Annotated in this window: 22 protein-coding genes; 12 read left to right on the top strand and 10 right to left on the bottom strand. The window is 69.1% G+C overall.

Features of this window, described 5'->3' with window-relative positions:
* Positions 1-142 precede the first annotated feature (142 nt).
* Positions 143-802 (top strand): OmpA family protein, encoded by a 660-nt coding sequence (locus ACAM58_RS25675; protein WP_015867893.1) that lies wholly within the window; start codon positions 143-145, stop codon positions 800-802.
* Positions 803-899: 97 nt separating this feature from the next.
* Complete coding sequence (locus ACAM58_RS25680) at positions 900-1463, top strand: OmpA family protein (protein WP_018903529.1); 564 nt, start codon at positions 900-902, stop codon at positions 1461-1463.
* 4 nt (positions 1464-1467) lie between these two features.
* On the opposite strand, the gene ACAM58_RS25685 is transcribed toward ACAM58_RS25680, so the two are convergent.
* From ACAM58_RS25685 to ACAM58_RS25700, 4 genes are read right to left on the bottom strand one after another with little or no spacing between them, the layout of a single operon-like run.
* Entirely contained in the window at positions 1468-2094 is a 627-nt protein-coding gene (locus ACAM58_RS25685; protein ID WP_015867895.1) for a response regulator transcription factor, read from the bottom strand.
* Positions 2095-2137: 43 nt separating this feature from the next.
* Entirely contained in the window at positions 2138-4189 is a 2052-nt protein-coding gene (locus ACAM58_RS25690) for a nitrogen regulation protein NR(II) (protein WP_369663801.1), read from the bottom strand.
* A complete protein-coding gene (locus ACAM58_RS25695) occupies positions 4190-5005 on the bottom strand; it encodes a carbon-nitrogen hydrolase family protein (protein WP_062363980.1) in 816 nt (271 codons plus the stop codon).
* 16 nt (positions 5006-5021) lie between these two features.
* On the bottom strand, positions 5022-9206 hold the full coding sequence (locus tag ACAM58_RS25700; RefSeq protein WP_369663802.1) for a YhdP family protein: 4185 nt from the start codon (positions 9204-9206) through the stop codon (positions 5022-5024).
* A gap of 25 nt (positions 9207-9231) precedes the next feature.
* Here ACAM58_RS25700 and glnE point away from each other — a divergent pair, with 25 nt between their 5' ends.
* Together glnE and ACAM58_RS25710 are read left to right on the top strand one after the other, a co-directional pair.
* Positions 9232-12027, top strand: a complete 2796-nt coding sequence (gene glnE / locus ACAM58_RS25705; protein ID WP_369663803.1) for a bifunctional [glutamate--ammonia ligase]-adenylyl-L-tyrosine phosphorylase/[glutamate--ammonia-ligase] adenylyltransferase — start codon at positions 9232-9234, stop codon at positions 12025-12027.
* Positions 12020-13195 (top strand): septal ring lytic transglycosylase RlpA family protein, encoded by a 1176-nt coding sequence (locus ACAM58_RS25710; protein WP_369663804.1) that lies wholly within the window; start codon positions 12020-12022, stop codon positions 13193-13195. The genes glnE and ACAM58_RS25710 overlap by 8 nt, the downstream gene beginning before the upstream one ends.
* A gap of 9 nt (positions 13196-13204) precedes the next feature.
* Here the strand turns inward: ACAM58_RS25710 and ACAM58_RS25715 are convergent, their stop codons facing one another.
* The 3 genes from ACAM58_RS25715 to ACAM58_RS25725 form a co-directional block, all read right to left on the bottom strand.
* Positions 13205-13672 carry a carboxymuconolactone decarboxylase family protein gene (locus ACAM58_RS25715; protein WP_062363971.1) on the bottom strand — a complete coding sequence of 156 codons (468 nt, stop codon included), beginning with the start codon at positions 13670-13672 and terminating at the stop codon, positions 13205-13207.
* Positions 13673-13763: 91 nt separating this feature from the next.
* Positions 13764-14645 (bottom strand): RNA polymerase sigma-70 factor, encoded by an 882-nt coding sequence (locus tag ACAM58_RS25720; RefSeq protein ID WP_278880906.1) that lies wholly within the window; start codon positions 14643-14645, stop codon positions 13764-13766.
* 40 nt (positions 14646-14685) lie between these two features.
* The gene (locus tag ACAM58_RS25725) at positions 14686-15543 is read right to left on the bottom strand and encodes a ferritin (protein WP_015867903.1); all 858 of its coding nucleotides are present in this window, start codon (positions 15541-15543) and stop codon (positions 14686-14688) included.
* Between the two features lie 130 nt (positions 15544-15673).
* On the opposite strand from ACAM58_RS25725, the gene ACAM58_RS25730 reads away from it, so the two are divergent.
* Positions 15674-16291 carry a glutathione peroxidase gene (locus ACAM58_RS25730; protein ID WP_018903520.1) on the top strand — a complete coding sequence of 206 codons (618 nt, stop codon included), beginning with the start codon at positions 15674-15676 and terminating at the stop codon, positions 16289-16291.
* Between the two features lie 289 nt (positions 16292-16580).
* Here the strand turns inward: ACAM58_RS25730 and ACAM58_RS25735 are convergent, their stop codons facing one another.
* A complete protein-coding gene (locus tag ACAM58_RS25735; protein WP_369663805.1) occupies positions 16581-17192 on the bottom strand; it encodes a glutathione S-transferase N-terminal domain-containing protein in 612 nt (203 codons plus the stop codon).
* Between the two features lie 121 nt (positions 17193-17313).
* Between ACAM58_RS25735 and purB the strand changes: the two genes are divergently transcribed.
* The 4 genes from purB to ACAM58_RS25755 all read left to right on the top strand — a co-directional run bounded on the left by purB (position 17314) and on the right by ACAM58_RS25755 (position 22790).
* A complete protein-coding gene (gene purB / locus ACAM58_RS25740) occupies positions 17314-18693 on the top strand; it encodes an adenylosuccinate lyase (RefSeq protein WP_307593315.1) in 1380 nt (459 codons plus the stop codon).
* Between the two features lie 138 nt (positions 18694-18831).
* Positions 18832-19974: a PepSY-associated TM helix domain-containing protein gene (locus tag ACAM58_RS25745; protein WP_369663806.1), complete on the top strand. Its 1143-nt coding sequence runs from the start codon at positions 18832-18834 to the stop codon at positions 19972-19974.
* Between the two features lie 82 nt (positions 19975-20056).
* Entirely contained in the window at positions 20057-22195 is a 2139-nt protein-coding gene (locus ACAM58_RS25750; protein ID WP_369664513.1) for a TonB-dependent receptor family protein, read from the top strand.
* Positions 22196-22229: 34 nt separating this feature from the next.
* Positions 22230-22790: a YaeQ family protein gene (locus ACAM58_RS25755; protein ID WP_028254001.1), complete on the top strand. Its 561-nt coding sequence runs from the start codon at positions 22230-22232 to the stop codon at positions 22788-22790.
* Positions 22791-22792: 2 nt separating this feature from the next.
* Here ACAM58_RS25755 and ACAM58_RS25760 read toward each other — a convergent pair whose 3' ends face one another.
* Positions 22793-23098: a DUF2007 domain-containing protein gene (locus ACAM58_RS25760; protein ID WP_369663807.1), complete on the bottom strand. Its 306-nt coding sequence runs from the start codon at positions 23096-23098 to the stop codon at positions 22793-22795.
* Between the two features lie 13 nt (positions 23099-23111).
* The gene (locus ACAM58_RS25765) at positions 23112-23576 is read right to left on the bottom strand and encodes a DUF3717 domain-containing protein (protein WP_015867911.1); all 465 of its coding nucleotides are present in this window, start codon (positions 23574-23576) and stop codon (positions 23112-23114) included.
* A 484-nt stretch (positions 23577-24060) separates the two neighbouring features.
* On the opposite strand from ACAM58_RS25765, the gene ACAM58_RS25770 reads away from it, so the two are divergent.
* From ACAM58_RS25770 to ACAM58_RS25780, 3 genes are all read left to right on the top strand, one after another.
* Complete coding sequence (locus ACAM58_RS25770; protein ID WP_025569529.1) at positions 24061-24810, top strand: TerC family protein; 750 nt, start codon at positions 24061-24063, stop codon at positions 24808-24810.
* Between the two features lie 54 nt (positions 24811-24864).
* Positions 24865-25329, top strand: coding sequence for a hypothetical protein (locus ACAM58_RS25775; protein WP_018903515.1), 465 nt, complete (start codon positions 24865-24867; stop codon positions 25327-25329).
* An 85-nt stretch (positions 25330-25414) separates the two neighbouring features.
* A complete protein-coding gene (locus ACAM58_RS25780; protein ID WP_015867914.1) occupies positions 25415-25768 on the top strand; it encodes a phage holin family protein in 354 nt (117 codons plus the stop codon).
* The last annotated feature ends 12 nt before the right edge of the window (positions 25769-25780 follow it).

Consider the following 25780-nt stretch of genomic DNA (forward strand, 5'->3'; position numbering starts at 1 on the left):
TTACTTTAGTAGCAATCATCGCAGCAAACACGGGCCTTTGCAGAAAGTTTTCCTCTTTCCTGCAAGTTGGGAAGGCCGTACCATCGCATGCTCGCCGAGGCTAAGCTGTGGCCCGCCTGATTCAACCTTGAAAGGGATTGCCATGAAAAAGTTTGTACTCGCCACCACCGCTGCCGCCCTCGTCCTGTCCGGCTGCGCCGGCGGCATGACCGACACCCAGCGCAACACCGGCATCGGCGCCGGCATCGGCGCGCTCGGCGGCGCCGCCATCGGCTCCGCCACCGGCGGCAACCGCGGCGCCATCGGCACGGGTGCCGTGGTCGGCGCCGCAGCCGGCGCGCTCGGCGGCTACCTGTGGTCGCAGCGCATGGAAAACCAGAAGCGCCAGATGGAAGCCGCCACCCAGGGCACCGGCGTGGCCGTGACCCAAACCCCGAACAACGAGCTCAAGCTGCAGATCCCGAGCGACGTCTCCTTCGACGTGGGCCGCTCCAACATCAAGTCCAACTTCGCTCCGGTGCTCGACCAGTTCGCGAGCGGCCTGCGCAACAACCCGAACGCCGAGGTGCGCATCATCGGCCACACCGACAACACCGGTTCGGACGCCATCAACAACCCGCTGTCGGTCGACCGCGCCGCCAGCACGCGCGACTACCTGGTGGCGCGCGGCGTGAGCGCCGCCGCCTTCCGCATCGAAGGCCGCGGCTCGCACGAACCGATCGCCAACAACAACAGCGATGCCGGCCGGGCGCAGAACCGCCGCGTCGAGATCTACGTGGGCGAGCGCGCGCCGCGGGGCTGACCGGATCGGCTGATGCAGTAAATAAAAACAAAGCCGGCCGTGCGGGAGCGGCCGGCGCCCATCGTCATCGTTTCATGTTCACAAAGAGGGAAAACTCATGAGGAAGCTTGTTGTTTCGGGTGCGGCTGCGGCCGCATTGTTCGTTGCGGGGTGCGCCTCGCAATCGCCCGCGCCAGGATCGGCCGCCGCGCCGGCCGCCCAGGCGGCTGCACCGGCCAACAGCTGGACTGCGCGCCTGGCGGCGCTCAAGACCGAGCTGGAAAGTTCCACCAAGGGCACGGGCGTGGTGATCGAGCAGACCGCGGACAACCAGCTGCATCTCGTGGTTCCCAATGAACTGTCGTTCGACGTGGGCCGCGCCAACGTCAAGCGCAACCTGGCGCAGGTGCTCGACAAGGTGGCCGAAGGCCTGCGCAGCGCGGCCGCGGCCAGCGTGCGCGTGGTGGGCCATACCGACAACACCGGCAGCGAGGAAGGCAACGAGCGCCTCTCGGTGAGCCGCGCCGACAGCGTGCGCAACCACCTGGTGAGCCGCGGCGTCTCGACCACGGCCATCACCACCGACGGCCGCGGCTCGCGCGAGCCGATCGCCGACAACGGCACGCCGGCCGGCCGGGCCCAGAACCGCCGCGTCGAGATCTTCGTCGCGGAAAAGGTCTGATCTTCTAGAGATCCCGCAGGCGGTTGGCCAGCTCGACCGCCGATTTCACTTCCATCTTGTCGAACACGCGTGCGCGGTGGACCTCCACCGTGCGCACGCTGATGGCCAGCTGATCGGCGATCAGCTTGTTCGGCAGGCCCTCGACCACGAGCCGCATCACGTCGCGCTCGCGCTCGGTCAGTTCGGCGACGCGGCCGGCCAGGCTGCGCCGCACGCGCCGCACCTCCAGCGCCCGCAGCGAAGCGCCCAGCGCCTGCTCGATGCGGTCGACCAGGGCGTTGTCGGAGAACGGCTTCTCGCAGAAGTCGAAGGCGCCGCGCTTCACCGCATCCACGGCCGTGGGCACGTCGGCATGGCCGGTCAGGAAGATCACCGGCATGGCGTCCAGCAGGCCGCGCTCGGCGAGCCGGTCGAACAGCACCAGGCCGCTGGTGCCGGGCATGCGCACGTCCAGCAGCAGGCACAGCGGCTGGTCGGGCAGCGGGCCTTCGGCCAGGCGCAGCTCGAAGGCCTCGGCGCTCGCGAAGTGCTCGCTTTCGAGGCGGCGCGAGCGCAGCAGCCAGGCCAGCGCCTCGCGCACGCTGGCGTCGTCGTCCACGATGAAGATCAGGCCGTCGATCAGCGGTTGCATGTCATGTCGATTCCAGAAACGGGCACAAAAGCGCGGGGGTTGATCATGTACTCGGCAGGGTAAACCGGAACACGGTGCCCCGGGGCCGGTTGGGCTCGAACACCAGCACCCCGCCATGCTGCTCCACCACGGTGCGGCACAGGCTCAGGCCCAGGCCCATGCCGTCGGCGCGCGTGGTGAAGAAAGGCGTGAAGAGGCGGCCCGCCACCTCTTCGCTGATGCCGCAGCCCAGGTCGGCCACGGCAAACTCCAGCCAGCGGCGGGCATCCTCCGCGCCCGGGCCGCCGACCGCGACGACGCGCGACACGCGCAGCCGCAGCACGCGCTCGCCCCGGTGTTCCGGCGTGTCCATGGCCTGCATGGCATTGCGCGCGAGATTCAGCAGCACCTGCTCGACCAGCGTGCGGTCGCACACGGCCGCGGGCAGGCGGTCTTCGAGCACCACCTCGATGCTCACGCCGAGCTTGCGCGCCTGCAGCCGCACCAGCGGCAGCACCGCATCGATCAGCGCCTGCGGCGCCACCGCCTCGCGCGTGCGGTCGCGGCGGCGCACGAAGTCGTGCACGCTGCGGATCACCTGGCCGGCGCGGTCGGCCTGCTCGGCAATGCGCCGCACCGCCATGGCCACCTCGGCCTGCTCGCCCTTGGCGTGCGGCCCGAGCATGTTGAGCGAGCCGGTCGCATAGCTGGCAATGGCGGCCAGCGGCTGCGTGAGCTCGTGGCTCAGCAGCGAGGCCATCTCGCCCACCGTGGCAAGCCGCGCGCTGGCCTGCAGCCGCTCCTGGCTGGCGCGCGAGAGCTCCTCGATGCGGCGCTGCTCGCTGATGTCGATGAAGGCGCTCATCCAGCCGGTCTGCACGCGGTGCGCGTTGATCAGCGGGGCCTCGAAGATGAGCACCGGAAAGCGCGTGCCGTCCTTGCGCATGAAGACCGACTCGAAGCCCTCGCGCGGCGGCATGCCGCCGGCCAGCCGGCGGGCCTGCCGCTGCTGGTATTCGTGCGCCAGCTCGGTGGGCCAGTAGGGCGCCTCGATGTCTTCGCCGCTGCCGGCCATCAGCTCTTCGGGGCTGAAGCCGACCATTTCGCAGAACGCGGGGTTCACGTAGGTGATGCGCCCCTGCAGGTCGCGCGCGCGCAGGCCGGTGATGACCGAGTCTTCCATCGCCTTGCGGAAGGCCAGCGCATCGGCCAGGTCGCGCTCGGCGCGCAGGCGGCGGCGCGTGTCGCGCGCCAGCAGCACCAGCACCGACACCAGCGCGATCGAAATCGCCGTGACCAGCGCCGTCAGCACGTTCGGAAAAAGATCGGGCGCGGCGCGCCAGCCGTCCACGCGCAGCATCAGCGCGGCGCCGGGCAGGTCGATCAGCTGCTGCGAGGTGAAGACGCGCGTCCCGGTGCGGCGCGAGGTGCCGAGCGCCACCAGGCGCGTGCCGTCGGCCTCGGTGAAGGCCACTTCCTGGCCGCGCGTGAGCGTGGGGCCGACCAGCTCGATCAGCGTGTCGCGCAGCGAGTAGCTCGCCACCAGGAAGCCGCCCGCGTCGATCGGCACGCACAGTTCCATCACCTCGACGCCGCCCCCGCCGAGGATCGGCACGTAGTGGCTCGGCGAATAGGCCGGCGCGCCCAGCTTGCGCGCGGCCGCGCAGGCGAGCCCCACGTCGGACTGGTCGGCGCCGCGGCTCTCGTCGGCGATCAGCCGCATGCGGTAGGGCGTGTTCACCGCTTCGAGCGGCCGCAGCGCGGCATCGCGCCATTCGAGCCGGAGCCACTCGCGGTGCTCGCGCAGCAGCGAGGCCGCGGCTTCGGGCCAATGCGTGCGGTCCAGGCCCGGGGCCTGGGTGGCGCGCAGGCTCTGGGCATTGCGCTGCAGGCCGATGCGAAGGTCCGAAACCGCATCGGCGGTGTCGCGGTCGAGTGTGGCCTGCACCTGCTCGACCTCGTGCCGGCCCGCGAGCCACACCACGGTGACCAGCAGCGCCGACACCAGCACGGCCAGGATCAGCCAGAGAAACCAGCGCTGCCACAGCGAGCGCAGCCGCGCGAACGCCGACAGTGCCCACCGCGGCGGTGCGACAGTCAGGGCGGCCTCCTGCATCTAGAGCACGCAGTGCGAGAGCACGGGCAGCTGCGCGCGCACGCGCTCGATCTGCCCGGCGTCCAGGTCGAACAGCACCACGCCCTCTTCGCTCGCCTGCTGCGCCACCACCGTGCCCCAGGGGTCGACCACCATCGACTGGCCCCAGGTGTGGCGGCCGTTCTCGTGCGTGCCGCCCTGCGCGGGCGCCACCACCCAGGCCAGGTTCTCGATGGCCCGCGCGCGCAGCAGCACCTCCCAGTGCGCGGCGCCCGTGGTGCGGGTGAAGGCGCTGGGCACCAGCAGCAGCTCGGCGCCGCGCTTGGCGAGCGCGCGGTACAGCTCGGGAAAGCGCAGGTCGTAGCACACGCTCATGCCCACGCGCCAGCGGTGGCCGTCGCGCGAGGGCAGCTCGAACATCACGGGCTCGGCGCCCGGCGCGATGACGCGGCGCTCGTCGTAGCGCTCGCTGCCGTTGTCGAAGAAAAAGAGATGGATCTTGTCGTAGCGCGCCACGCACTGGCCGTCGGGCGAATAGCACAGCGAGCTGTTGAACACGTGCTCGGCGTCGCCGCTTTCGATGGGCAGCGTGCCGCCCACGATCCAGAGCCCGAACTCGCGCGCCGCATCGGCGAGAAAGCCCTGCACGGTGCCCGCGCCGGCGGTCTCGCGCAGGCCGAGCTTGTCGGTGTCGCGCGCGCCCATCATGCAGAAATACTCGGGCAGCACCGCCAGCTCGGCGCCGGCCGCGGCGGCTTGCGCGAGCAGGCCGTGGGCGCGCGCGAGGTTGGCTTCGCGGGCGATGGCCGACACCATCTGGATGGCTGCGACTTTCATGGCGTGGTCTCCGTTTTCACTTGCCCTGGCCGCCGGGCGGCACCGCGGCAGCGCCGGGCACGTTCGGCAGGATGGATCGTGGCACCTTGGCTATTTTGGGGTCGGCCCAGGTGCCTTGGATATGGAACTCCTGCGTGGCCGCGGCCGCGAGCGGCTTGCTCAGCACCCACTGCGCGAGGAAGGTGCCCAGGCCGATCGCGGGATTGATCGCGGTGGCCACCAGCGCGGCGGTGCCGGCGTTGATCTCGGGCACCACCACCACGCGCAGGTCCTGCGTTTCGCGCACGATGTCGGCCGAGCCGTCCATCAGCGCGCCCGCGTTGACGCCCTTCATCTGCAGGTTGTTGGTGCTGGCGATGCCGTTGTGGATTTTTGCGTCGCCGCGGATGAAGTCGAAGGCGAAGCCCTGGCTGAAGACATCGCGAAAATCCAGCGTGAGCCGGCGCGGCAGCGCCTGCAGGCTCAGCACGCCGAGCAGCTTGGCCAGCCCCGGGTCGGCCTTGAGGAACTGGCCCGATTCGACGTTGACCTGGAGCTGCCCGCCCAGGCTCGGATAGTCGAGCGAGAACGGCGAGCCGCGCCAGTTGACGTCGCCTTCGAGCCGCCCGCTGCCGCGCCGCAGCACACCGGACATGCCGAAGCGCGTGAGCAGGTCGCCGGCATCGGCGATGTCCAGCTTGAAGGTCATGGCCGTGCGGCGCTGCTCTGCGCGCCCGGGGGTGCCGCCCGGCGCGGCGGCCCAGGTGCCCTTGGCCGAGAAACTGGCCTCGGGCATGGTGAAGCTCAACTTGTTGAGCAGCCATTCGCGGCCCGCGCCGCCGCGGTTGACGGCGTCGATCTCGGCGCGGCCCAGGCGCTTGCCCAGCAGCTCGAAGTCGTCGATGACGATGTCGAGCGCGGGCAGCGTGCCCGGCTGCTCGTCGAGCAGGGTTTCGACCTGCCTGGCTTCGGTGGGCGCGATCTTGAGCCGCGCGAGCCGCGCATAGAGCCGCCCGGCCTGGGTGTGGCGGTATTCGGCGTAGCCGCTGAGTTCGGTGGCGTCGATGTTGGCGCGCCAGAGAGCGCCGTCGCGCGTGCCGCCGAGCACCACGTTGTGCAGCGTGCGCCCCGCGATGACGAGCTCCTGCGCCCGCACCGCGATGCGCGTGGGCAGGTAGCCCGTGGCCGCGTCTTCGGGCCGCTCGGCACCGCCCGCCGCTTCGGGGGCGCTGCTTGCGGTGTCGCCGACCAGCGCCTGCCATGCGGGCATGTCGAGCTTCGCGACGTTGACGTTGGCCAGCACGCCCTTGTCGGGCACCGGGGCGGCCTCGCCCGCGGCAAGGCCGATGCCGATGCTGCCGCGCAGCACGCGCGCCTCGGCGCCGGAGATGTCGCGCACATACTGGGCGGCGCCGATGCGGCCGAGCTCCATCGAGAGCTGGTCCTGCACGGCGACGGCGGCGCCCGCGCGGGTCTCGCGCTGCAGCACCTTCTTCTCGATGCGCAGCGGCATCTGTTCGTCCGCCGTCTTCACGAGCGGTGCGGGCAGCTGCAGCGCCAGGCCCTGCAGCGTGCTGGTGAGCAAGAACTCCGGCGCGCCGTCGCGCATCGAGAAGGTGGCCGCATAGGGCGTGCTGCCGCTCGCCTTGGCCGCGATGCGCGCGAGCCACTCGGCCTCGCGCGCCGCGCGCAGGCCCTCGGCCGTGGCGGTGCCCTGCGCCTTCAATGCCACCTCGCGGCCGGGCCCGGCAAAGCGGCCGCGGCCTTCGACGCGGACCTCGCCGCCGAGCAGCCTGGCGCTGACGCCAGCCAGCGAAAACCCCGTTTCGGTGAAGCCGACGACGCCCTTCGCATGGGCGAAGGACGGCGCCTCGGGCACCAGCTGCAGCTCGTTGTCGGTGAGCGCGATGCTGGCCTGGACCTTGGCCGCCTCGAGTGCGGCCAGCGGCAGTTCGAGGTGCAGGCGGTAGTCGGCCGTGCCGGTGGCGCGCACGCGGGACAGCACCTCGCCGGTTTCCCCGGCCAGCGGCGCGCCCACGCGCAGCAGTTCGGCGAGCGGGCCCTTGGCCTGGGCATCGACGCGCAGCAGCGCGGCATGGTGCGACATGTCGGCAATCTGCGCCTCGGCCTTGCTCACCTCGATGCCGGTGGCACCGGCCAGCCGGCCGCGCGCATTGCGCACCAGCATGCCCGCGCGCTCGAACACCAGCTCGCCCGAAAGCCCGGTGAGCGCGGGCCACACGGGCGCCGGCGCGCCGGCGCGGGCCGCGGAGGCCGGCGCCTTGGATGCCGTCGACGCGGCAATCGCCGAGGCCGGCGGCACATAGGCGTAGTTGACGTCGGCCACCTTGGCCGCGATGCGGAACTCGCCCTGCTTCGGGTCCATGAACGGCATGTCGTGCAGGTCGCCGCGCACGCGGAAGTCGACGCTGCTGGCGGTGCCCTTGGTGACCGCATCGCGCACGTAGTCGCGCGTGTGCTGGGGGATCTCGAGCGGCAGGTAGCGGAACACGCGCGTGCCGTCGGCGCGGGTCAGCTTGCCCTGCAGGTCGAGCACGCCGGGATAGAGCGACTGCCCGCGGGACACGGCGGGATCGCTGGTGCGCCAGCTGGCTTCGGCTTCGCCGTCGGCGTCGGCATTGGCGAAGCGCAGCTTGGAAACCTGCAGCTGCGCATGGCCCTTGTCGAGCTTCCACTGCAATTGGGCCGCGAGCCGGTCGATGGGAATGACCGGTTCCTCGAACACGCCCGGGAATTCGAGCGTGCCCTGCGCCATCGACAGTGCGGCGCTGCCGCCGGCCTGGCTGGCGTCGAACTCGACGGTGGCGCCGCTCAGGCCCGGCGAGCCGGCATGCGGCCGCGGGGTGGCCGGCGCGGTGCCGGCGGGTCGGGCCGCGGTAAGCGGCGGGACGGGGGTGGCTTCAGGCGCGGCTGCCGCCTGCGAGGCGACGCGCAGGCCGCTGACCCGCCCCTTGGCCTGGTAGCGCTCAGGGGCGCCCAGCGAGCCTTGCCAGTTCAGGTCGATGCGCTCGACCAGCCCGCGCGGCGCATAGGCATCGAGCACGCGGTGCGTCGCATCGCCGAGCGGCAGCCGGTCGGCAATGAGGGCCAGCGCGGCCAGGTCGAGCCGGTCGGCGCGCAAGGCGCCCTGCTCCGGCGTGCGGCCGCGCGCGGGCGAGTGCTGCAGCCACAGGTTGCCGCCGGGCCAGCGCATGCCGTCGGCGGTGTCGAACTGCAGGGCGGCGGTCGAGAACTCGAGCTTTTCCTCGTCCAGCTGGCCGGCCAGCCGCCCGGTCACTGCGCGCAGCACCAGCGGCTGCAGGCCCCGGCCGAGCGAGGCGTCGATGCGGTCGAGCCCGAGGTCGGCCGCGCCGCCCACGATCTGCCCCCGCTTCACGTCGGCCCACAGGCGCAGCGCGCCGCTGCCTTCGCGGATGCGGGCGTCGAGGGAGACATAGCGGCCCAGGCGCGTGACATCCATGTAGGGCAGGTCGGCATAGACCTGGCCGTCCCAGGTCTGCCAGCGGCCCGAGCGCACCGACAGCAGCGGCTGGCGGAACTGCCCGCGCAGCGTGAAGCGCTCGCCCCAGCCGACCGGCGGCGTGGCGTCGAGCCTGAGGCCGTGGCGCCGGGCCGTGTTGCGCGCCACAAAGCGCACGTCGGTCAACAGCAGGGGCTCGGCCTGGCGCTGCTCGTCGGTCCAGCGCACGGTGCCGCCTTCGACCACCAGCTCGCGCTGGGCGAAAAACCAGTCGGCGGCGCGGGTCTCTCCGGTGGTGTCGGTGTCCATGTGCAGGCCCGCCACGTGCAGCTTGCCGAGCACGTCGCGGCGCACGTCGAGCTGCGGCCCTTCGATGTAGAGCTGCTCGAAATTGAGGCGCCACAGCGAGCGCGGCGACACGCTGGCCACCACCCGCACGAGGCGCAGGGCTTCCCGCTTCTGGGCGTCGTGCAGCACCACGTCGCGCAATTCGAAGGCGGGAAAGAGACTATCGGAACGCGCCGTGATCGACCCGATGCGCACGGGTACCCCGATGGCCTTGCTGGCTTGTGCCTCGAGCGCGCCACGGTAATCGCCGATTCGCGGCACAATCCACGCGTGTAGGACAACCACTGACAGTGCCAGCAGAAGCCATGCAGCGATCAGTAAACCCAGCAGCCAGCGCGCCGTCGCAGCGGTGATCTTGAGCAGACGTGAAGGGGAAGACGCCGTGTCGTTCATTGAGGATCGCGCTGTGTCCGGAATTATGACCGCCAGCATTCAGAGGGGTTCCACGGAAACCAGCACCAGTGTGAACCAGTTGCCAGCCACGCCATCGACAGAAGCGACCGAGGTCGCGTTCTCTTCCTATTCGCGCTTCGTCCAGCGCCTGCGCCGCAGGTATGCGGCCGAGCTTGCATTGCTTTCCCCTGGCGCGCCGCGGCGCGAGTCGATGTCAAAGGCCTACGAGGCACTGCGCGAACGCGGGGACGGCGTCGGCGATGCGCTGCGCATTGTGCGGCAGCTCGTGATGGAACGCCTGGTCACCCTCGATTGCGACGCCAACGCGCCGCTGGCCGTGGTGACCACCGCCGTGACCGAGCTCGCGGAATTCGCGCTCGACGTCGCCTGCCGCGACGCCTGCCAGGAACTCGACGCGGTGCACGGCGCGCCGCTCGGCCCCGAAGGCCAGCGCGCGCAGCTCTGGGTGGTGGGCATGGGCAAGCTCGGCGCGCGCGAGCTCAATGTGTCGAGCGACATCGACCTGATCTACCTCTACGACCTGGACGGCGAGACCCGCGGCGATGCCGACGGCCGCGGCCGCCTCTCCAACCAGGAGTATTTCTCGCGCGCCGTGAAGCGCATCTATGCGCTGGTGGGCGACGTCACCGAGCACGGCTTCGTGTTCCGCGTCGACCTGGCGCTGCGGCCGAACGGCAACTCCGGGCCCAGCGTGGTGTCGCTCGATGCGCTCGAGGAATATTTCCAGGTGCAGGGCCGCGAGTGGGAGCGCTTTGCCTGGATGAAGAGCCGGGTGGTCGCGCCGCGCGACATCGTCGCAGAAGGCCTTGCGCAGGGCCTGCGCGCCACCGTGCTGCCCTTCGTGTTCCGCCGCTACCTGGACTACAGCGTGTTCGATTCGCTGCGCACGCTGCACCGGCAGATCCGCGAGCAGTCGGCCCGGCGCAGCGCGGGGCGGCCCGAGCGCGCCAACGACGTCAAGCTCTCGCGCGGCGGCATCCGCGAGATCGAATTCACCGTGCAGCTGCTGCAGGTGGTGCGCGGCGGCCAGTTCCCTGAGCTGCGCACCCGCCCCACGCTCGACGCCCTGCAGCGGCTCGCGCGCGCCGGCCTGATGCCGCAGGAAACCGCCGACACCCTGGCTGCGGCCTACGAATTCCTGCGCCGCGTGGAGCACCGCATCCAGTACCTGGACGACCAGCAGACCCACGTGCTGCCGGTGGCTGACGACGACCTGCGCTGGATCGCGCAGACCATGGGCTACGCCGGCTGCTGCCCCTTCCTCGAGCAGCTCGACACGCACCGCGAGTTCGTGGCGCAGGAGTTTGACAAGCTGCTCGGCGGCGAGAAGCCCTGCAACGGCAAGTGCAACGGCAAGAAGGCTGCCGCCCCCGCCGACCTGGCCGACCTGCTCGGCGACCTGCCACCGGCCTTTGCCGACCGCATCCGCAACTGGTGCGAGCAGCCCCGCGTGCTGGCGCTGCGCGAGGAAACGCGCGCACGGCTGCGGCAGCTGGTGCAGCGCACCGGACAGTGGCTGAAGGAGCCCGACGGCGACGGCCCCGGCCAGACGCCGCGCCATGTGGACGCCGCGCTGCGCTGGGCCGACTGGATCGAGCCGCTCTTGCGGCGCGAAAGCTACCTGGCGCTGCTGGTCGAGCGGCCCGCGGTGCAGGAACGGCTGCTGCGGCTGCTGGGCGCCGCGAAGTGGCCGGCGCGCTACCTGATGCAGCATCCGGGCGTGATCGACGAACTCGCAAGCGACGAAATGCTCTCGGGCCGTTTCATGGCGGCCGAGTTCGAGCGCGAGCTCGAGGCGCGCCACACCTCGCTCAGCCGCACCGGCGAAGCCGACGAGGAGCGCCTGCTGAACCTGCTGCGCCACGCCCACCACGCCGAGGTGTTCCGCACGCTGGCGCGCGACGTGGACGGCCGCCTCACGGTGGAGCAGGTGGCCGACGACCTGAGCGCGCTGGCCGACATCACGCTGCGCGTGACCGCCCATTGGTGCTGGCCGCACGTGCGCAACAGGCACCGCGAGCTGCCGCAGTTCGCCATCATCGGCTACGGCAAGCTCGGAGGAAAGGAACTGGGCTACGGCAGCGACCTCGACATCGTGTTCGTCTACGAGGACGACGACGAGCGCGCGGGAGAGGTCTATGCAGCCTACGTGCGCAAGCTGATCAACTGGCTCACCGTGAAGACGCGCGAGGGCGACCTGTTCGAGATCGACACCGCCCTGCGGCCGAACGGCAATTCGGGCCTGCTGACCACGAGTTTCGAAGCCTACGAGCGCTACCAGCTCGGACGCGGCAGCAATACGGCATGGACCTGGGAGCACCAGGCCATGACCCGTGCGCGCTTCGTGCTCGGCAGCACCGAGCTCGGCACACGCTTCGACCAGGTGCGCGAAGCCGTGCTGGTGGCGCCGCGCGACCGCGAGGCGCTCAAGGCCGAGATCATCGCCATGCGCAACAAGCTGCGCGGCGCACGGCCGGTGAAGGCCGATCGCTTCGACGTCAAGCATAGCCCCGGCGGCATGGTCGATGCCGAGTTCGCGGTGCAGTTCCTGGTGCTGTCGGCCTCGGGCGAGCATCCGGAGCTGATTCCCAACGTCGGCAACATCGCGCTGCTGCTGCGCGCGGAAGAAGCCGGCCTGCTGCCCGCCGGCGTTGGCCGCAACGCCGCCGCGGCGTACCGCGAGCTGCGCCGCGTGCAGCACCGCGCGCGCCTCAACGAAGAACCGACCCAGGTCACCCCGCCCGCACTGGCCGCCGAGCGCGACGCCATGCTGGCGCTATGGAAGGCGGTATTTGGCTGAGCGCGCACTCTCCTTTTCCACCCCCGCGCTGGCGGCCTGCGCGGTGGCCGTCGCCGTCCTCCTTGCGGGCTGCGCGAGCGGCACGCGCAGCGGCGGCGGCGCACTGAGCGGCCGCGACGGCCCGGGCAGCAACATCCCGTCCGACCTGGACCGCGTGCCCGACGCCGAGCCCCGCGTCGAAGCCATCCGCGGCAGCGGCGGCACCAGCAAGCCCTACACGGTGCTGGGCCGGGCCTACCAGCCGATCACCGACGACCGGCCGTTCCGCGAATCGGGCATTGCCTCGTGGTACGGCCGCAAGTTCCACAGCGCCTCGACCGCGAGCGGCGAGCCCTACGACATGTACGCCATGACGGCCGCGCACAAGACGCTGCCGCTGCCCAGCTACGTGCGGGTGCGCAACCCGGCCAACGGGCGCGAGGTGATCGTGCGGGTGAACGACCGCGGGCCTTTTGTCGACGGCCGCATCATCGACCTGAGCTACACGGCGGCGCTCAAGCTCGACCTGCTGCGCGGCGTGGCGCCGGTGGAGATCGAGCGCATCACGAACGAGGACATCCGCACGGGCGCATGGCGGCGCGATGCGGGCACGGCGTATGCCTCGGCCTCGCAGGCGCCTGCGCCTGCGCCGGCGCCGGCGCAGCCCCAGCGCGTGGCGGCTGCACCGGTGGCCGTGCCCTCGGCCTGGGTGGCGCCGGTGGCGATGAACGCTGCAGCGCCGGCCTCGGCGACGCCGGTCGCGCCGCAAACGCCCATGGCATCCACGGCGCCCGACGACCGGATCGCGCAGGCCGCGCCGGAGGCCGCATCGCCGCGCCAGCCGATCATGGTCAGCGACCTGCCGCCGATGGCGCCGCTCACCGCGCCACCGCCGGCGCCGCGGGCCGCCGCATCGCAGGACTCTGCGCCCTCCTCCTCGCCCGCGGCCGCGGCTGCGGGCTTCTGGGTGCAGCTCGGCGCCTTCCGCGAACGCGATGGCGCCGAGAGCCTGCGCAGCCAGGCCGCGCGCGGACTGCCGACGCTCGCGCCGCAGCTGCGCGTGTTCAGCGAAGCCGGCACGCACCGCCTGCAGGCCGGGCCCTTCGCCTCGCGCAGCGAAGCCGGCGAGGCCGTCACGCAGCTGCGCGAGAGCCTGCGCATCGCGCCGATGGTGGTCGAGCGCCGCTGATTCAAGGCCTCAGGGCATCGCCTTGGCCGCCACCGGCAGGCGCATGCCCACACCCATGCGGTTCCACGCGTTGATCTGCGCAATCGCGATCGAGAGTTCGACGATCTCGAGTTCGCTGAAATGCGCCTGAAGCGCCTCGAACTCGGCGTCGCGGGCTTCGTGGTGGCCCGGCAGGCGCGTCAGCGTTTCGGCCCAGTCCAGCGCCGCGCGTTCGCGCTCGCTGAAGAAGCTCACTTCGCGCCAGGTGGCCAGGCTGTTGATGCGCTGCCAATCCTCGCCCTGCTGGCGCAGGTCGCGCACGTGCATGTCGAGGCAGTAGGCGCAGCCGTTGATCTGCGAGACGCGGGCAAAGACGAGGTCGATCAGCACCTTGCCGAGGCTGGACGATTCGATGGCGCCGTTGACGGCGATCATGGCCTGGAAGGCCTTGGGGGCGATCTTGAACCAGGCGAGGCGAGGGGTGGTGGTGCTGCTCATGGCGCGTACTCCAGGTGGTTGAGATGAAAAATCTGCTTGCTACCTGTTGAAGACGGGCCAGCCATCGGCCCTGTGACACGCCGCCGGAAAACTATTTCAGCGAATAGAGCTGCGCGATGCGCGCGAGCTTGTCGGGATTGCGCTGCACGCGCACGCGCACGATGCGCTCGTCCTCGATCTCGAAGGTCTGGGCCGATTCGAGCTCACCATCCAGAAAGCGCAACAGCCCCGGCTCGCCGTTGAGCTCCACCAGTTCCATGCGCACCGCGGCGCCCATGCGGCGCCAGAGCGCGAAGTACAGCTGCGCGAGCCGCTGGCTGCCGCGCAGGACCTTGCTGAAGCTCTGCACCTTGCCGCCGCCGTCGCCGATGAGCTCCACGTCTTCCGCCATCAGCGCCTTCAGCTCCTGCAGGCTGCCGCGTGCGGCCGCATCGGCAAAGGCGCGCAGCAGGCGCTGGTGGGTTTCGCGCGGCACCTGGAAGCGCGGGCGCGCCTCCTGCACCTGCGCCTTGGCGCGGTGCACCAGCTGCCGGCAGGCGGCTTCGCTCTTGCCGAGCGTGCGGGCCACCTCGTCGTAGTCGGCGTCGAACACTTCGCGCAGCAGGAAGGCGGCGCGCGCCTCGGGCGCCAGGCGCTCGAGCACGGCCAGGAAGGCGACGGAGATGTTGTCGGCGCGTTCGAGCAGCTGCTCCGGGGTGTCCGGCCCGCCGGTCAGCGTGGGCTCGGGCATCCAGGCGCCGATGTAGTGCTCGCGCTGCACCTTGGCCGCGCGCAGCCGGTCGATCGAAAGACGGGTGACGACGGTGACCAGCCAGGCTTCGGCGCTACCGAGGGCGGCCTTGTCGGCCTCGTGCCAGCGCAGCCAGGCGTCCTGCACCACCTCTTCGGCTTCCGCGACGGAGCCGAGCATGCGGTAGGCAATGCCCTGCAGGCGGCCGCGGTGGCTGTTGAAGGCGAGGGTGGGATCGTCCATGCTCACAAGACGGGCGACCCACCGGGTTTGTGACAGGCGCTTATGCGCCCTGGTACTCGGGCCTGGGGCCGAGCGTGGCGGCCAGTTCCTTGCGGTAGCGGTTGAGCTCCTGCACCGTCTTGAAGCTGCGGTTCATCAGGAGGCTCAGGTTGTGCAGGATGCGCTCGCCGACCTTGCTTTCCCAGACCGCGTCGAACTTGATCTGCTTGTCCAGCCAGTGCTCGAGCCAGTCGGGATCGGGCATGCGGCTCTGGATGGTGTCGTTGGGGAACAGCGCCTTGTTGACGTGCAGGTTGGTCGGGTGCAGCGCCTGGGCGGTGCGCCGCGCGCTGGCCATCAGCACGCCGACCTTGGTGAACGCGGCGCGCGCCTCGTCGCCGAACTTCTCCATGGCGCGCTTCATGTAGCGCAGGTAGGCGCCGCCGTGGCGGGCCTCGTCCTGGCTCAGCGTGGTGTAGATGTGCTTGATGACCGGCTCGGTGTGCCACTGGGCGGCACGGCGGTACCAGTGGTTGAGGCGGATTTCGCCGCAGAAATGCAGCATCAGGGTTTCGAGCGGCGGGGCCGGGTCGAAGTCGAAGCGCACTTCGTGCAGCTCCTGCTCGGTGGGCGCATGCTGGGGGCTGAAGCGCTTGAGGTACTCCATGAGCACCAGCGAGTGCTTCTGCTCCTCGAAGAACCAGATCGACATGAAAGCCGAAAAATCGCTATCGTGGCGGTTGTCGCGCAGGAACATCTCGGTGGCCGGCAGTGCCGCCCACTCGGTGATGGCGTTCATCTTGATGGTCTGCGCCTGCTCTTCGGACAGCAGCGAAGCATCGAACGACTGCCAGGGAATGTCCTTGTCCATGTCCCAGCGGACAGATTCGAGTTGTCTGAAGAGTTCCGGATAAAGCATCAAAGTCTTTCTAAGGCCGTCGATTTTAGTCGGCTCGTTTGGCGTACCCATGACAGACGCGCGATGATGTGTGCATAAGCGCGGTCTTATGGCGCGAAATGCACACTTTTTTGTCTTCAGGAGCCCCCTTATGCGAATCCCTGCCGCCCTGGCCGCATGCCTTCTTGCCGCTGGCACAGCGGTCGCACAGGCCCCCTCTCCCAACTCGTCTCCCAGCCCCTCTTCTGCCCCATCCGCCCCGGCCGACGGCACAGCCGCTGCGGCCTGCCCGCCCACCCTGCAGCACACTTTCCCGCGGCTGCAGGACGAAAAACCCCAATCGCTGTGCCAGTACGCGGGCAAGGTGGTGCTGGTGGTGAACACCGCGAGCTTCTGCGGCTTTACCCCGCAATACAAGGGGCTGGAGGCGCTGGACAGCAAATACCGCGCGCGCGGGCTGGTGGTGCTGGGCTTCCCGTCCAACGATTTCGCACAGGAATCGGGCTCGAACAAGGAAATTGCCGATTTCTGCGAAAGCACCTTCGGCGTGAAGTTTCCGATGTTCGCGAAGTCGTCGGTGCGCGGCGCCAATGCCAACCCGCTGTTCAAGCAGCTCGCGCTGGCCTCGGGCACCACGCCGAAGTGGAATTTCTACAAATACCTGATCGGGCGCGACGGCAAGGTGGTGCAGGCCTGGTCCAGCATGACGGCGCCTGACGAGAGCGCCTTCGTCAAGGTCATCGAGAGCCAGCTCGCGGCGGGCGGCTGAGGGCCTTGCCACGGTGAACTAACGGTCACAAACGTTTACCACTGGAGGGGGAACCGGGCTGGCACACTGTGCTCATAACGAACGAGGGCAGCACATGCCTTCCAGTTTTCATGTTGCGAGGTCTTCCAGGCGTCCAGTCTGGTCGAAATCCCGAGGCGATTCTTCTCCTCCTCCCTCCCTCCCTCCTTCGCGTCGGGGCGCCTCGCAGCATTTTTGTATTTCCCGCAACGGGCGGGGCGCGGCAGATGCCGGCGCCCTGAAACGAAAAAGGCGCCAGAGGCGCCTTTTTTCATGGTTGGGTGTCGATGAAGCTGGGCCGCAGCAACAGCTTGTCGTACAGCTTGGCCAGATTGGTGTGCTGGCTGCGCCAGTCGATCTCGGGAAAGCGCAGCCCCAGCCAGCCCAGCGCACAGCCCACGGCGATGTCCGAGAGGCTCAGGTGGATGCCGCTGCAAAAGGGCTTGTCGGCCAGCCCCTTGGCCATGGCGGCGATGCCGCCTTCGACCTTGGCGCGCTGGCGCTCGATCCAGGCGGCGCTGCGCTCGCCGTCGCTGCGGCCGGACCAGGTGGCTTCCAGGCGCCAGAGCACGCCGGCGTCCATGACGCCGTCGGCCAGCGCTTCCCAGGTCTTGACCTCGGCGCGCTCGCGGCCTTGCTGGGGGATCAGCTTGCCCACGGGGGACAGGGTGTCGAGGTATTCGACGATCACGCGCGAATCGAACATCGCGTCGCCGCCTTCCATGATGAGGCAAGGCACCTTGCCCAGGGGGTTGGAGTGCGCGATGGTGGTGTCGGCCGCCCAGACGTCCTCGATCACGAACTGGTAGTCGAGACGCTTTTCGGCCAGCACCACGCGCACCTTGCGCACATAAGGGCTGGCGGCCGATCCGATCAGTTTCATGAAAGCTCTCTCCCCTTGCATTGATGACGTTTGTTCATGGTCATTTTAGGGGAAGGGCCAAAGAGCGGGCCCCGATCCGTGGCAAACGTGCATCGGCGCCAAGCCACCTAAAATTCGGGGAATGAGCTTCTCCACCGTTTCCGCCCTCTCCCCACTTGATGGCCGCTATGCGGCCAAACTCGCGGCCTTGCGCCCGCTGATGAGCGAACAGGGCTACATGCACCGGCGCGTGCAGGTCGAAGTGGCGTGGTTCATCGCGCTGTCGGACTGCGGCTTTGCCGAATTCAAGCCGCTCACGGGCGGTGCCCGCAAGTACCTGCTGGGTCTGGTTTCGCACTTCTCCGAGGCCGACGCGCTGGCCATCAAGGACATCGAGAAGACCACCAACCACGACGTCAAGGCGGTCGAATACTGGATCAAGTCCAAGTTCGAAGCCCGCCCCGAGCTGCTGGCCGCCGCCGAATTCGTGCACTTTGCCTGCACCAGCGAAGACATCAACAACACCAGCCATGCGCTGCAGATCCAGGCCGCGCGCGAAAAGGTCATGCTGCCGGCCATCGACGGGCTGATTGCCAAGCTGCGCGAAATGGCGCACCAGTTCGCCGGCGTCTCGATGCTGTCGCGCACGCACGGCCAGACCGCGAGCCCCACCACCGTGGGCAAGGAAATCGCCAACGTGGCGGTACGGCTCTCGAAGGCGCGCGCGCAGATCGCTTCCGTGCAGCTGCTCGGCAAGATGAACGGCGCCGTGGGCAACTACAACGCCCACCTGGCGGCCTGGCCCGATTTCGACTGGGAGGCGTTCAGCCGCAAGGTCATCGAAACGCCGGCGCCGCTCGGCCTGGGCCTGAGCTTCCAGCCCTACAGCATCCAGATCGAGCCGCACGACTACATGGCCGAGCTGTTCGACGCGGTGGCGCGCGCCAACACCATCCTGATCGACTTCTCGCGCGACATCTGGGGCTACGTGAGCCTGGGCTACTTCAAGCAGCGGCTCAAGAAGGGCGAGATCGGCTCCTCGACCATGCCGCACAAGGTCAACCCGATCGACTTCGAGAATGCCGAAGGCAACCTGGGCCTGGCCAACGCGGTGCTGCGCCACCTGAGCGAGAAGCTGCCGATCAGCCGCTGGCAGCGCGACCTGACCGACAGCACGGTGCTGCGCAACATCGGCGTGGCCTTCGGCTATGCCACGCTGGCCTACGCGAGCCTGGCCACGGGCCTGGGCAAGCTGGAGCTCAACCAGGAAGCGCTGGCCGAAGACCTCGACGCCTCGTGGGAAGTGCTGGCCGAGCCGATCCAGACGGTGATGCGCCGCTTCGGCGTGCAGGGCGCCTACGAGCAGCTCAAGGAAGTGACGCGCGGCAAAACCGTGACAGCCGAGGCGCTGCACGGCCTGATCCGCTCGCTCGACATTCCCGAAGCGGAAAAGGAGCGCCTGCTGGCCATGACGCCCGCGAGCTACGTGGGCAAGGCGGCGGAGCTCGCCAGTAGAATCTAGCCTCCCCGCACGCCGATGCAGCAGCCGCCCGAGGGCGGCTGTTTTCTTCTTCGTGCCACGCCTCCTTTTCAGCCAACGCGCCCTCGGCGGCGCGCCAGCCAACAACCAGGCGGGGCTTTTTCGACGCCCCTGTTGTCCATGCTGCGCGCACCCCTGAGACGCCTCTGGCTCAAGATTCACCGCTGGATCGGCCTTTCGCTCGGTCCGATCCTGGCCCTCACGGCGCTGCTTGGCGCCGTGCTGGTGGTGGCCTTGCCGATCGACCGCGATGCGCATCCCGCGCTCTTCGTCGCGCGCAGCGCGGCCGATGCGGGAACGGGGACGCCCGCACTGCCGCTCGAACCGCTGCGCCAGCGCCTCGCGGCCGAGTTCGGCCCCGACACCACCTTCACGCTGCGCCCGCCGCGCAGCCCCGGCGAGACGCTCTGGGTGTACGTGCGCGGGCCCTGGGACGGCACGCTCTACCTCGACCCCGCGACCGGCGCGGAGCAAGGCCGGCGCGGCTCGCACGAAGGCGCCTACAACCTGCTCTTCGAGCTGCACAGCAGCCTGCTGCTGGAAGACACGGGCAAGGGCATCCTGGCCTTCGTGGCGCTGGCCTATCTTTTCCTGCTGGTCACCGGCCTGGTGCTCTGGTGGCCCGCGCGCTGGCCGCCGTCGCTGCGCATCTCGCTGAACCGCGGCCTGCTGCGCGGGCTGTTCGACCTGCACCGCACCGGCGGCGCGGTGCTCGGGCTGCTGATCGCGGTGTCGGTGTTCACCGGCGCCTACATGGCCTGGCGGCCGCTCGGCGGCTTCATTTCCGCCGCCATGGGCCAGGAGGTGGTCAAGCCGCCCGTCGTTCCCAAGGGGCCCGCAACAGGTCCGCGGCTCTCGCTCGACGAGCTCGTCGCCCGCGCCCAGCAGGTGTTTCCGGGCCAGCCGATCGGCTATGTGCAGGTGCCGGCCAGGCCGAACCGCCCGATGCGCGTGCGCTTCCGGCTGGCCGACGATCCGCATCCGAACGGCATCAGCTCCGTGTGGCTGCATCCGCTGACCGGCGAGGTGCTGGCGGTGCGCCGCTGGCAGGACCTGGACGCCGGCAACGGCGCGGTGGTGGTGATCTATCCGCTGCACACCGGCGTGCTGGGCGGGCCGGTGCATCAGGCAGTCACCATGCTGCTCGGGCTGGCGCTCGGCGGCCTGGGTCTGAGCGGCATCTGGCTCTGGTGGCGGCGCCGGCGCGCGGCGGCCGCGGCCCGCGGCATCGCGCTTTCGGCCGGCAACCGCACCACGTCCTGAGCCGGACGGCCCGCAGCTTTCGATTTTTATGGGTATCCGAGGAGAAGCCTTGTTCAAGCAAAAGAAGTGCGCCGCACTGGTCATGGCGCTGTTCCCCATCAGCTTCCAGAGCCTGGCGGCCGAAGCCGAGCCGGCCGGTGCCGCATCCGGCGCAAAGTCGCTGGAGGCGGTGACCGTCACCGGCGACTGGCTCGGCACGCCCAGCGAGACCAAGGTGCTCGAGCACCCGGGCGCGCGCAGCATCATCGAGCGCACGCAGATCCAGGAAAGCGGCGCCACCAGCGTGCGCGAGGCGCTGCGCCAGGTTCCCGGCGTGCAGGTGCAGGAGAGCAACGGCACGGGCGGCAGCGACATCTCGCTCAACGTGGGCGTGCGCGGCCTCACCTCGCGGCTGTCGCCGCGCTCGACCATCCTGCTGGACGGCGTGCCGCTGGCCTATGCGCCCTATGGCCAGCCGCAGCTGTCGCTGGCACCGTTGTCGCTCGGCAGCCTGGAAGCGGTCGACGTGGTGCGCGGCGCGGGCTCGGTGCGCTACGGCCCGCAGAACGTGGGCGGCATCATCAACTTCGTGACGCGCCCGATTCCGAAGCAGTTCGCGGGCGAAGTGGGCGTGGGCGTGGAAGGCGCGGGCCACGGCGGCGGCACCAAGACCTCGCCCAGCCTGTTCGTGGGCGGCACCAACGAGAACGGCCTGGGCCTGGCGCTGCTCTATTCGGGCACGCACGGCGACGGTTTTCGCCGGAGCAACGACCACACCAGCATCGACGACCTGATGCTCAAGGGCGCCTACCGCCTGTCGAAGACCGACGACATCGCGGTGACGCTGCATCACTTCGAAGGCAAGGGCCGCATGCCGGGCGGGCTGACCACCGCGCAGTTCGCGGCCGACCCGTTCCAGTCGGACCGCCCGTTCGACGAATTCACGGGACGCCGCACCGACGGCTCGGTCAAGTACACGCACGACGACGGCGTGAACAAGTTCGAGATGCTGAGCTACTACACGGACTCCTACCGCAGCAGCTACCTCGAGCAGGAAGGCACCGGCGCCAACACGGGCCGGCGGCGCCTGACCTCGGCGCCGCGCAACTACAAGACCTACGCCTTCGAGCCCCGCTACTCGCGCCTGATCGATTCGGGCAGCGTGGTGCAGGAGATCAGCGTGGGCGCGCGCTACCTCAAGGAAGAGGCCTCCGAGGTGGCGACGCGCAGCGGCTACTACCAGCCGCGCCCGGGCTTCGATGCCTACGCGCTCGCCCAGCCGGCCTACCAGTCGAGCAAGGGCGGCACCACCGCCCATGCGGTCTACATCGACGACCGCATCGACTTCGGCAACTGGACGGTCACGCCCGGCGTGCGCTACGAATCGATCCGCTCGCACAACGACGTCTTCACGCTGGCCAACGGCCGGGTCACCGGCGCGAACTATCCGAAGATCGACTCCAACGAAGTGCTGCCGACGCTGTCGGTGCTCTACCGCATGAACGAGCGCTGGTCGGTGTTCGCGAACGCCGGCGTGTCGTTCGGGCCGCAGCAGTACGCGCAGCTTGCGCAGTCCACCAGCGGCCTGCACCCCGAGAAGGCCAAGACGTATGAGATCGGCACGCACTACAAGGGCGAGGTCTGGAGCGGCGAGCTCACGCTGTTCAACATCAACTTCGACAAGGAGCTGCTGCTGGCCCGCTCCATCACCGGCGACGTCGGCCAGTGGACCGACCTGGGCGCCACGCGGCACCGCGGCCTGGAATCGGCGCTGCGCTACCAGCTCGGCAGCCTGAGCGATTCGCTCAAGGGCCTGTCGGTGTCGGCCACCTACACCTACACGCAGGCGATTGCCAAGGCCGGGGCCTTTGCCGGCCGCGACCTGCCCTTCTACTCGCGCCAGGTGGCCACGCTCGGCGCGCGCTACGAGCGCGGGCCGTGGACCTTCAATGCCGACGTGTACGCGCAGTCGAAGCAGCGCTCGCCGGGCTCGCCCGACGACGGCGCGCAGTACATCACGCTGGAAGATTCGAACGGCCGGCTCGGCAACATTCCGGGCTACGCCACCATGAACCTGCGCGCGGCGTACGACTTCGGCCCCTCGATGAGCAACCTGAAGCTCGCCGTCGGCATCAAGAACCTGTTCGACCGCCGCTACTACAACCGCTCGGTCGACAACAACGGCGGCAAGTACGTGGGCCAGCCGCGCACGGTGTACCTGCAGGCCTCGGTGGCGTTCTGACGCGGCCCGTGGGGGCGCATACACTCGCGCACCCATGGCCCTCAAATCCACCATCTTCAAGGCCGCCCTCGCGGTGGCCGACATCGACCACGGCTACTACGCCGACCATGCGCTGACCCTGGCGCGCCACCCGAGCGAGACCGACGAGCGGATGATGATCCGGCTCGTCGCGCTCGCGCTCAACGCGCACAAGCTGCAGGACGTGTGCAACGGCGACGGCACGCTGGCCTTCGGCGCGGGCCTGTCGAACGTGGACGAGCCCGATGTCTGGCTGCGCGACTTCACGGGCGAGACCAAGCTGTGGATCGAGGTCGGCCAGCCCGAGGACAAGCCCGTCATCAAGGCCTGCGGCAAGGCGGACGAGGTGATCGTCTACTGCTTCAACCACGCCGCCGAGATCTGGTGGCGCGGCATCGAGAACAAGCTCACGCGGCCGCAGAACCTGCAGGTCTACCGGGTGCCGACGGAAGCCTCGCAGGCGCTGGCCGCGCTCGCACAGCGCAGCATGCAGCTGCAGGCGACGATCCAGGAGAACACGCTGACGCTGGGCGACGGCACCCACAGCATCGACGTCGAACTGCTGCGCTGGAAGTAGCCTCAGGCCACCGGCATCATCGCGCCGCAGTGCCAGCACTGCTCGAAGCCGCCTTCGATGCGCTCGCCGCAGACGCACTGCCAGTTGCGCTGCGGCCGGTGCTGGGCCGCATGCAGCACCTGCTGCGCGCGCTCGAACTGCGTTTCGTCGTCGATCCAGATCTCGGGCAGGCACTGGTCGGGCGGCAGCTGGCCCATGACGGCGCCCAGGTATTCGCGCTGCACCGTCGCCTCCACGCCCTCCTCCCGCAGCGCATGCACCCACAGCGCGGCAATCGCGAGGTTCGGAGCCTGGGCAAGGCGGCGCATGGGGCGGCCTCTTTCAGGGGGTGTCGTCGGGGCCGAGGGGCTCGGCGGGATCGTCAGGCCACTGCGGCGGCTCGGCCTCGCGCGCACGCTCGGCGTACTTGTTGAAGCGCCAGGCCGAGTCTTCCATGGTGATGCGGCGCCAGGTCACGCGCTTTTCGGCCGGCGTCATGGCGGGCCAGTGCTGCACCTCGTCGAAGCTGCGCCCGCAGCCCTTGCACTGGTCGTCGCCCTGGCTGGTGGAGCAGATGGCAATGCAGGGGGTGTCGGGCGTGCTGTGATACCAGTCGAGCCAGGCGGCCCAGGCTTTTTCAGGGAAGCCGACCTCGTCGACCTCGTCCTCGTGGTGGAACACCATGAGCGCGTAGACCTCGGCCAGCGCGCGCAACTCGGGCGCCAGCGTGATGCCGTCGGGCGAGGGGCTCTTCTCCCGCCAATGGTTGATGGCGGCCTCGATGTCGGTGATGTGAATGGCGGCCATGAAGAGAGAAAAAACAGCGAGCCGGCGATCATAGTCCGGCAATGTCCCGCGTCAGTCGAAGGTTATATGCGCTACCAAACACATAGCGACAAAGCCATTAGTCACAAGGCTTTCGAGAGCATTCCTTTTGAAGCTCGGTAATTTCGAGGTTGCCAGAACGGGGTTTGCAATGCTCTAATTCTCCTCACGAAGGGGAGTAGCTCCCAGCCGCCGTGCACCACGGCGGCATCGACAGGTCGTCAATACGAAGCACAACACTTCCGGCCTGTTGGACAACACGTGCCTCCGGGCGCGCGCTGTCGAGCAAGACCTTCGATTTGAACCTGCGCAGGTTTGGTCGAAGCGTTCCTGAATCCCCGGTCATCGCCCGGTCTTCGCCATCGCTTCGGCCTACCCGCACGGGATGGATCGAAATGCAACGCATGCGCCGGACCGCCGCCATCCAGCCCAGGATGGACGGGCCGCGCGAAGACAAGAGGAACCTATGGAACAGTTCATGACCCCGGAATTCTGGGTCGCGGTCGGTCAGATCATCATGATCGACATCCTGCTCGGCGGCGACAACGCCGTCGTCATTGCCCTGGCCTGCCGCAAGCTGCCGCCCGCGCAACGCACCAAGGGCATTCTGTGGGGCACGGCCGGTGCCATTGCGCTGCGCGTGATATTGATCTTCTTCGCACTCACGCTGCTGGCCATTCCGTTCCTGAAACTGGTCGGCGCCGCATTGCTGTTGTGGATCGGCATCAAGCTGCTGGCGCCCGACCATGACGACGCGCACGGCAACATCCAGAGCAGCGACAAGCTGTGGGGCGCGGTCAAGACCGTGATCGTGGCCGACCTGGTGATGAGCGTGGACAACGTGATTGCCATTGCCGGTGCCGCGCAAGGCGCCGGCCAGGCGCACCAGATGCCGCTGGTGATCTTCGGCCTGTTGGTGAGCATTCCGATCATCGTCTGGGGCAGCCAGCTGGTCATCAAGCTGATGGACCGCTTCCCGATCATCATCACGCTCGGCGGCATGCTGCTGGGCTGGATTGCCGGCACCATGGCGGTGTCCGATCCCGCGCTGTCGAACACCGCGGCCTGGACCTGGGTGCCAAAGCTGCCGCAGACCGATACCATCCGGTACGCCGCAGGCATTGCCGGTGCGCTGGTGGTGCTGGCCGTCGGCAAGTGGGTGGCCATGCGCCAGGCTCGCCAGAAGCCGGCCGAAGCCGCAACGTCGTCGAGCTGACGGCTCTTCCCCCGCGCCGGGTCTTAGCCACTCTCATTACTTGAAGGAGCACCCATGGAAAAGGTCATTCTGTACGTCGACGACGCCGGCTATGCGGCCGAGCAGTTCGCCGAGCTTGCCCCCGACGCCAGCAGCGTCGTGGCTCGCCACTGGGTGCTCGTGGCCTGCGCTCCGCGCATGACGCACCGCATCAGCAAGTGGGTGAGCCACAGCGCGCGCGAGAACTGGCGCGCCAAGTGGTTCAGCAAGGTGCAGGCGCAACTGCTGCCGCTGCTCGAGCGCAATGGCGGCCAGGTGACGCCGGTGCTGGCCAAGGGCCCGCTGGCCGACCTGACGCAGCAGCTCAAGCGCGAGCATTCGGCCACGCTGGTGGTCGATGCGCGCCGCCCCAAGATCGGCGTCGACCTGGAGCCGGTCACGCCCGAACAGGCGCCCGCGCGCCAGTCGGGCTGGGCCTTTCCGGGCGCCGTGATGGGCATGGGCGCGCTGCTGGTGCTTGCGAACGAATTGGCTGAATAACCGCGCAACCCCGTCCCTGACGAGCCCCGGTGCGGCAACGCCCCGGGGCTCGTTGTTTTGGGGGCTCTGGGGTATCCTGCGCCGCATGCGCATCATCATCAAATGGCTGCTCAGCGCTGTCGCGCTGCTGGCGGTGGCTTATCTCTACAGCGGTGTCCAGGTTGCCAGCTTCGGCTCCGCGCTGATTGCCGCGGCCGTCATCGGCCTGCTCAACATGGTCGTGCGGCCGGTGCTGGTGGTGCTGACGCTGCCGGTCACCATCGTCACGCTCGGGCTGTTCCTGTTCGTGATCAACGCGCTGCTGTTCTGGGCCGCGTCGGGCCTTTTGTCCGGCTTCCAGGTCAGCGGCTTCGTGGCGGCGCTGATCGGCTCGCTGATCTATTCGCTGCTGGGCCTGGTGATCGAAGCCGCATTGGGCGGGCTGCTCTCCAAGGGCTGAACCGGCGCTTTT

It is taken from the genome of Variovorax sp. V116 (assembly GCF_041154435.1).
GTDB lineage: Bacteria > Pseudomonadota > Gammaproteobacteria > Burkholderiales > Burkholderiaceae_C > Variovorax > Variovorax paradoxus.

What these genes read in the sequence shown, in the direction of transcription:
- ACAM58_RS25735 (WP_369663805.1), bottom strand. Translation starts at nt 17,192, where the DNA reads ATGAAACTGATCGGATCGGCCGCCAGCCCTTATGTGCGCAAGGTGCGC.
- ACAM58_RS25745 (WP_369663806.1), top strand. Translation starts at nt 18,832, where the DNA reads ATGCTGCGCGCACCCCTGAGACGCCTCTGGCTCAAGATTCACCGCTGG.
- ACAM58_RS25715 (WP_062363971.1), bottom strand. Translation starts at nt 13,672, where the DNA reads ATGAGCAGCACCACCACCCCTCGCCTCGCCTGGTTCAAGATCGCCCCC.
- ACAM58_RS25750 (WP_369664513.1), top strand. Translation starts at nt 20,057, where the DNA reads ATGGCGCTGTTCCCCATCAGCTTCCAGAGCCTGGCGGCCGAAGCCGAG.
- ACAM58_RS25780 (WP_015867914.1), top strand. Translation starts at nt 25,415, where the DNA reads ATGCGCATCATCATCAAATGGCTGCTCAGCGCTGTCGCGCTGCTGGCG.
- glnE (WP_369663803.1), top strand. Translation starts at nt 9,232, where the DNA reads ATGACCGCCAGCATTCAGAGGGGTTCCACGGAAACCAGCACCAGTGTG.
- ACAM58_RS25775 (WP_018903515.1), top strand. Translation starts at nt 24,865, where the DNA reads ATGGAAAAGGTCATTCTGTACGTCGACGACGCCGGCTATGCGGCCGAG.
- ACAM58_RS25685 (WP_015867895.1), bottom strand. Translation starts at nt 2,094, where the DNA reads ATGCAACCGCTGATCGACGGCCTGATCTTCATCGTGGACGACGACGCC.
- ACAM58_RS25675 (WP_015867893.1), top strand. Translation starts at nt 143, where the DNA reads ATGAAAAAGTTTGTACTCGCCACCACCGCTGCCGCCCTCGTCCTGTCC.
- ACAM58_RS25765 (WP_015867911.1), bottom strand. Translation starts at nt 23,576, where the DNA reads ATGGCCGCCATTCACATCACCGACATCGAGGCCGCCATCAACCATTGG.
- ACAM58_RS25760 (WP_369663807.1), bottom strand. Translation starts at nt 23,098, where the DNA reads ATGCGCCGCCTTGCCCAGGCTCCGAACCTCGCGATTGCCGCGCTGTGG.
- ACAM58_RS25700 (WP_369663802.1), bottom strand. Translation starts at nt 9,206, where the DNA reads ATGAACGACACGGCGTCTTCCCCTTCACGTCTGCTCAAGATCACCGCT.
- ACAM58_RS25730 (WP_018903520.1), top strand. Translation starts at nt 15,674, where the DNA reads ATGCGAATCCCTGCCGCCCTGGCCGCATGCCTTCTTGCCGCTGGCACA.
- ACAM58_RS25695 (WP_062363980.1), bottom strand. Translation starts at nt 5,005, where the DNA reads ATGAAAGTCGCAGCCATCCAGATGGTGTCGGCCATCGCCCGCGAAGCC.
- ACAM58_RS25755 (WP_028254001.1), top strand. Translation starts at nt 22,230, where the DNA reads ATGGCCCTCAAATCCACCATCTTCAAGGCCGCCCTCGCGGTGGCCGAC.
- purB (WP_307593315.1), top strand. Translation starts at nt 17,314, where the DNA reads ATGAGCTTCTCCACCGTTTCCGCCCTCTCCCCACTTGATGGCCGCTAT.
- ACAM58_RS25725 (WP_015867903.1), bottom strand. Translation starts at nt 15,543, where the DNA reads ATGCTTTATCCGGAACTCTTCAGACAACTCGAATCTGTCCGCTGGGAC.
- ACAM58_RS25770 (WP_025569529.1), top strand. Translation starts at nt 24,061, where the DNA reads ATGGAACAGTTCATGACCCCGGAATTCTGGGTCGCGGTCGGTCAGATC.
- ACAM58_RS25680 (WP_018903529.1), top strand. Translation starts at nt 900, where the DNA reads ATGAGGAAGCTTGTTGTTTCGGGTGCGGCTGCGGCCGCATTGTTCGTT.
- ACAM58_RS25690 (WP_369663801.1), bottom strand. Translation starts at nt 4,189, where the DNA reads ATGCAGGAGGCCGCCCTGACTGTCGCACCGCCGCGGTGGGCACTGTCG.
- ACAM58_RS25720 (WP_278880906.1), bottom strand. Translation starts at nt 14,645, where the DNA reads ATGGACGATCCCACCCTCGCCTTCAACAGCCACCGCGGCCGCCTGCAG.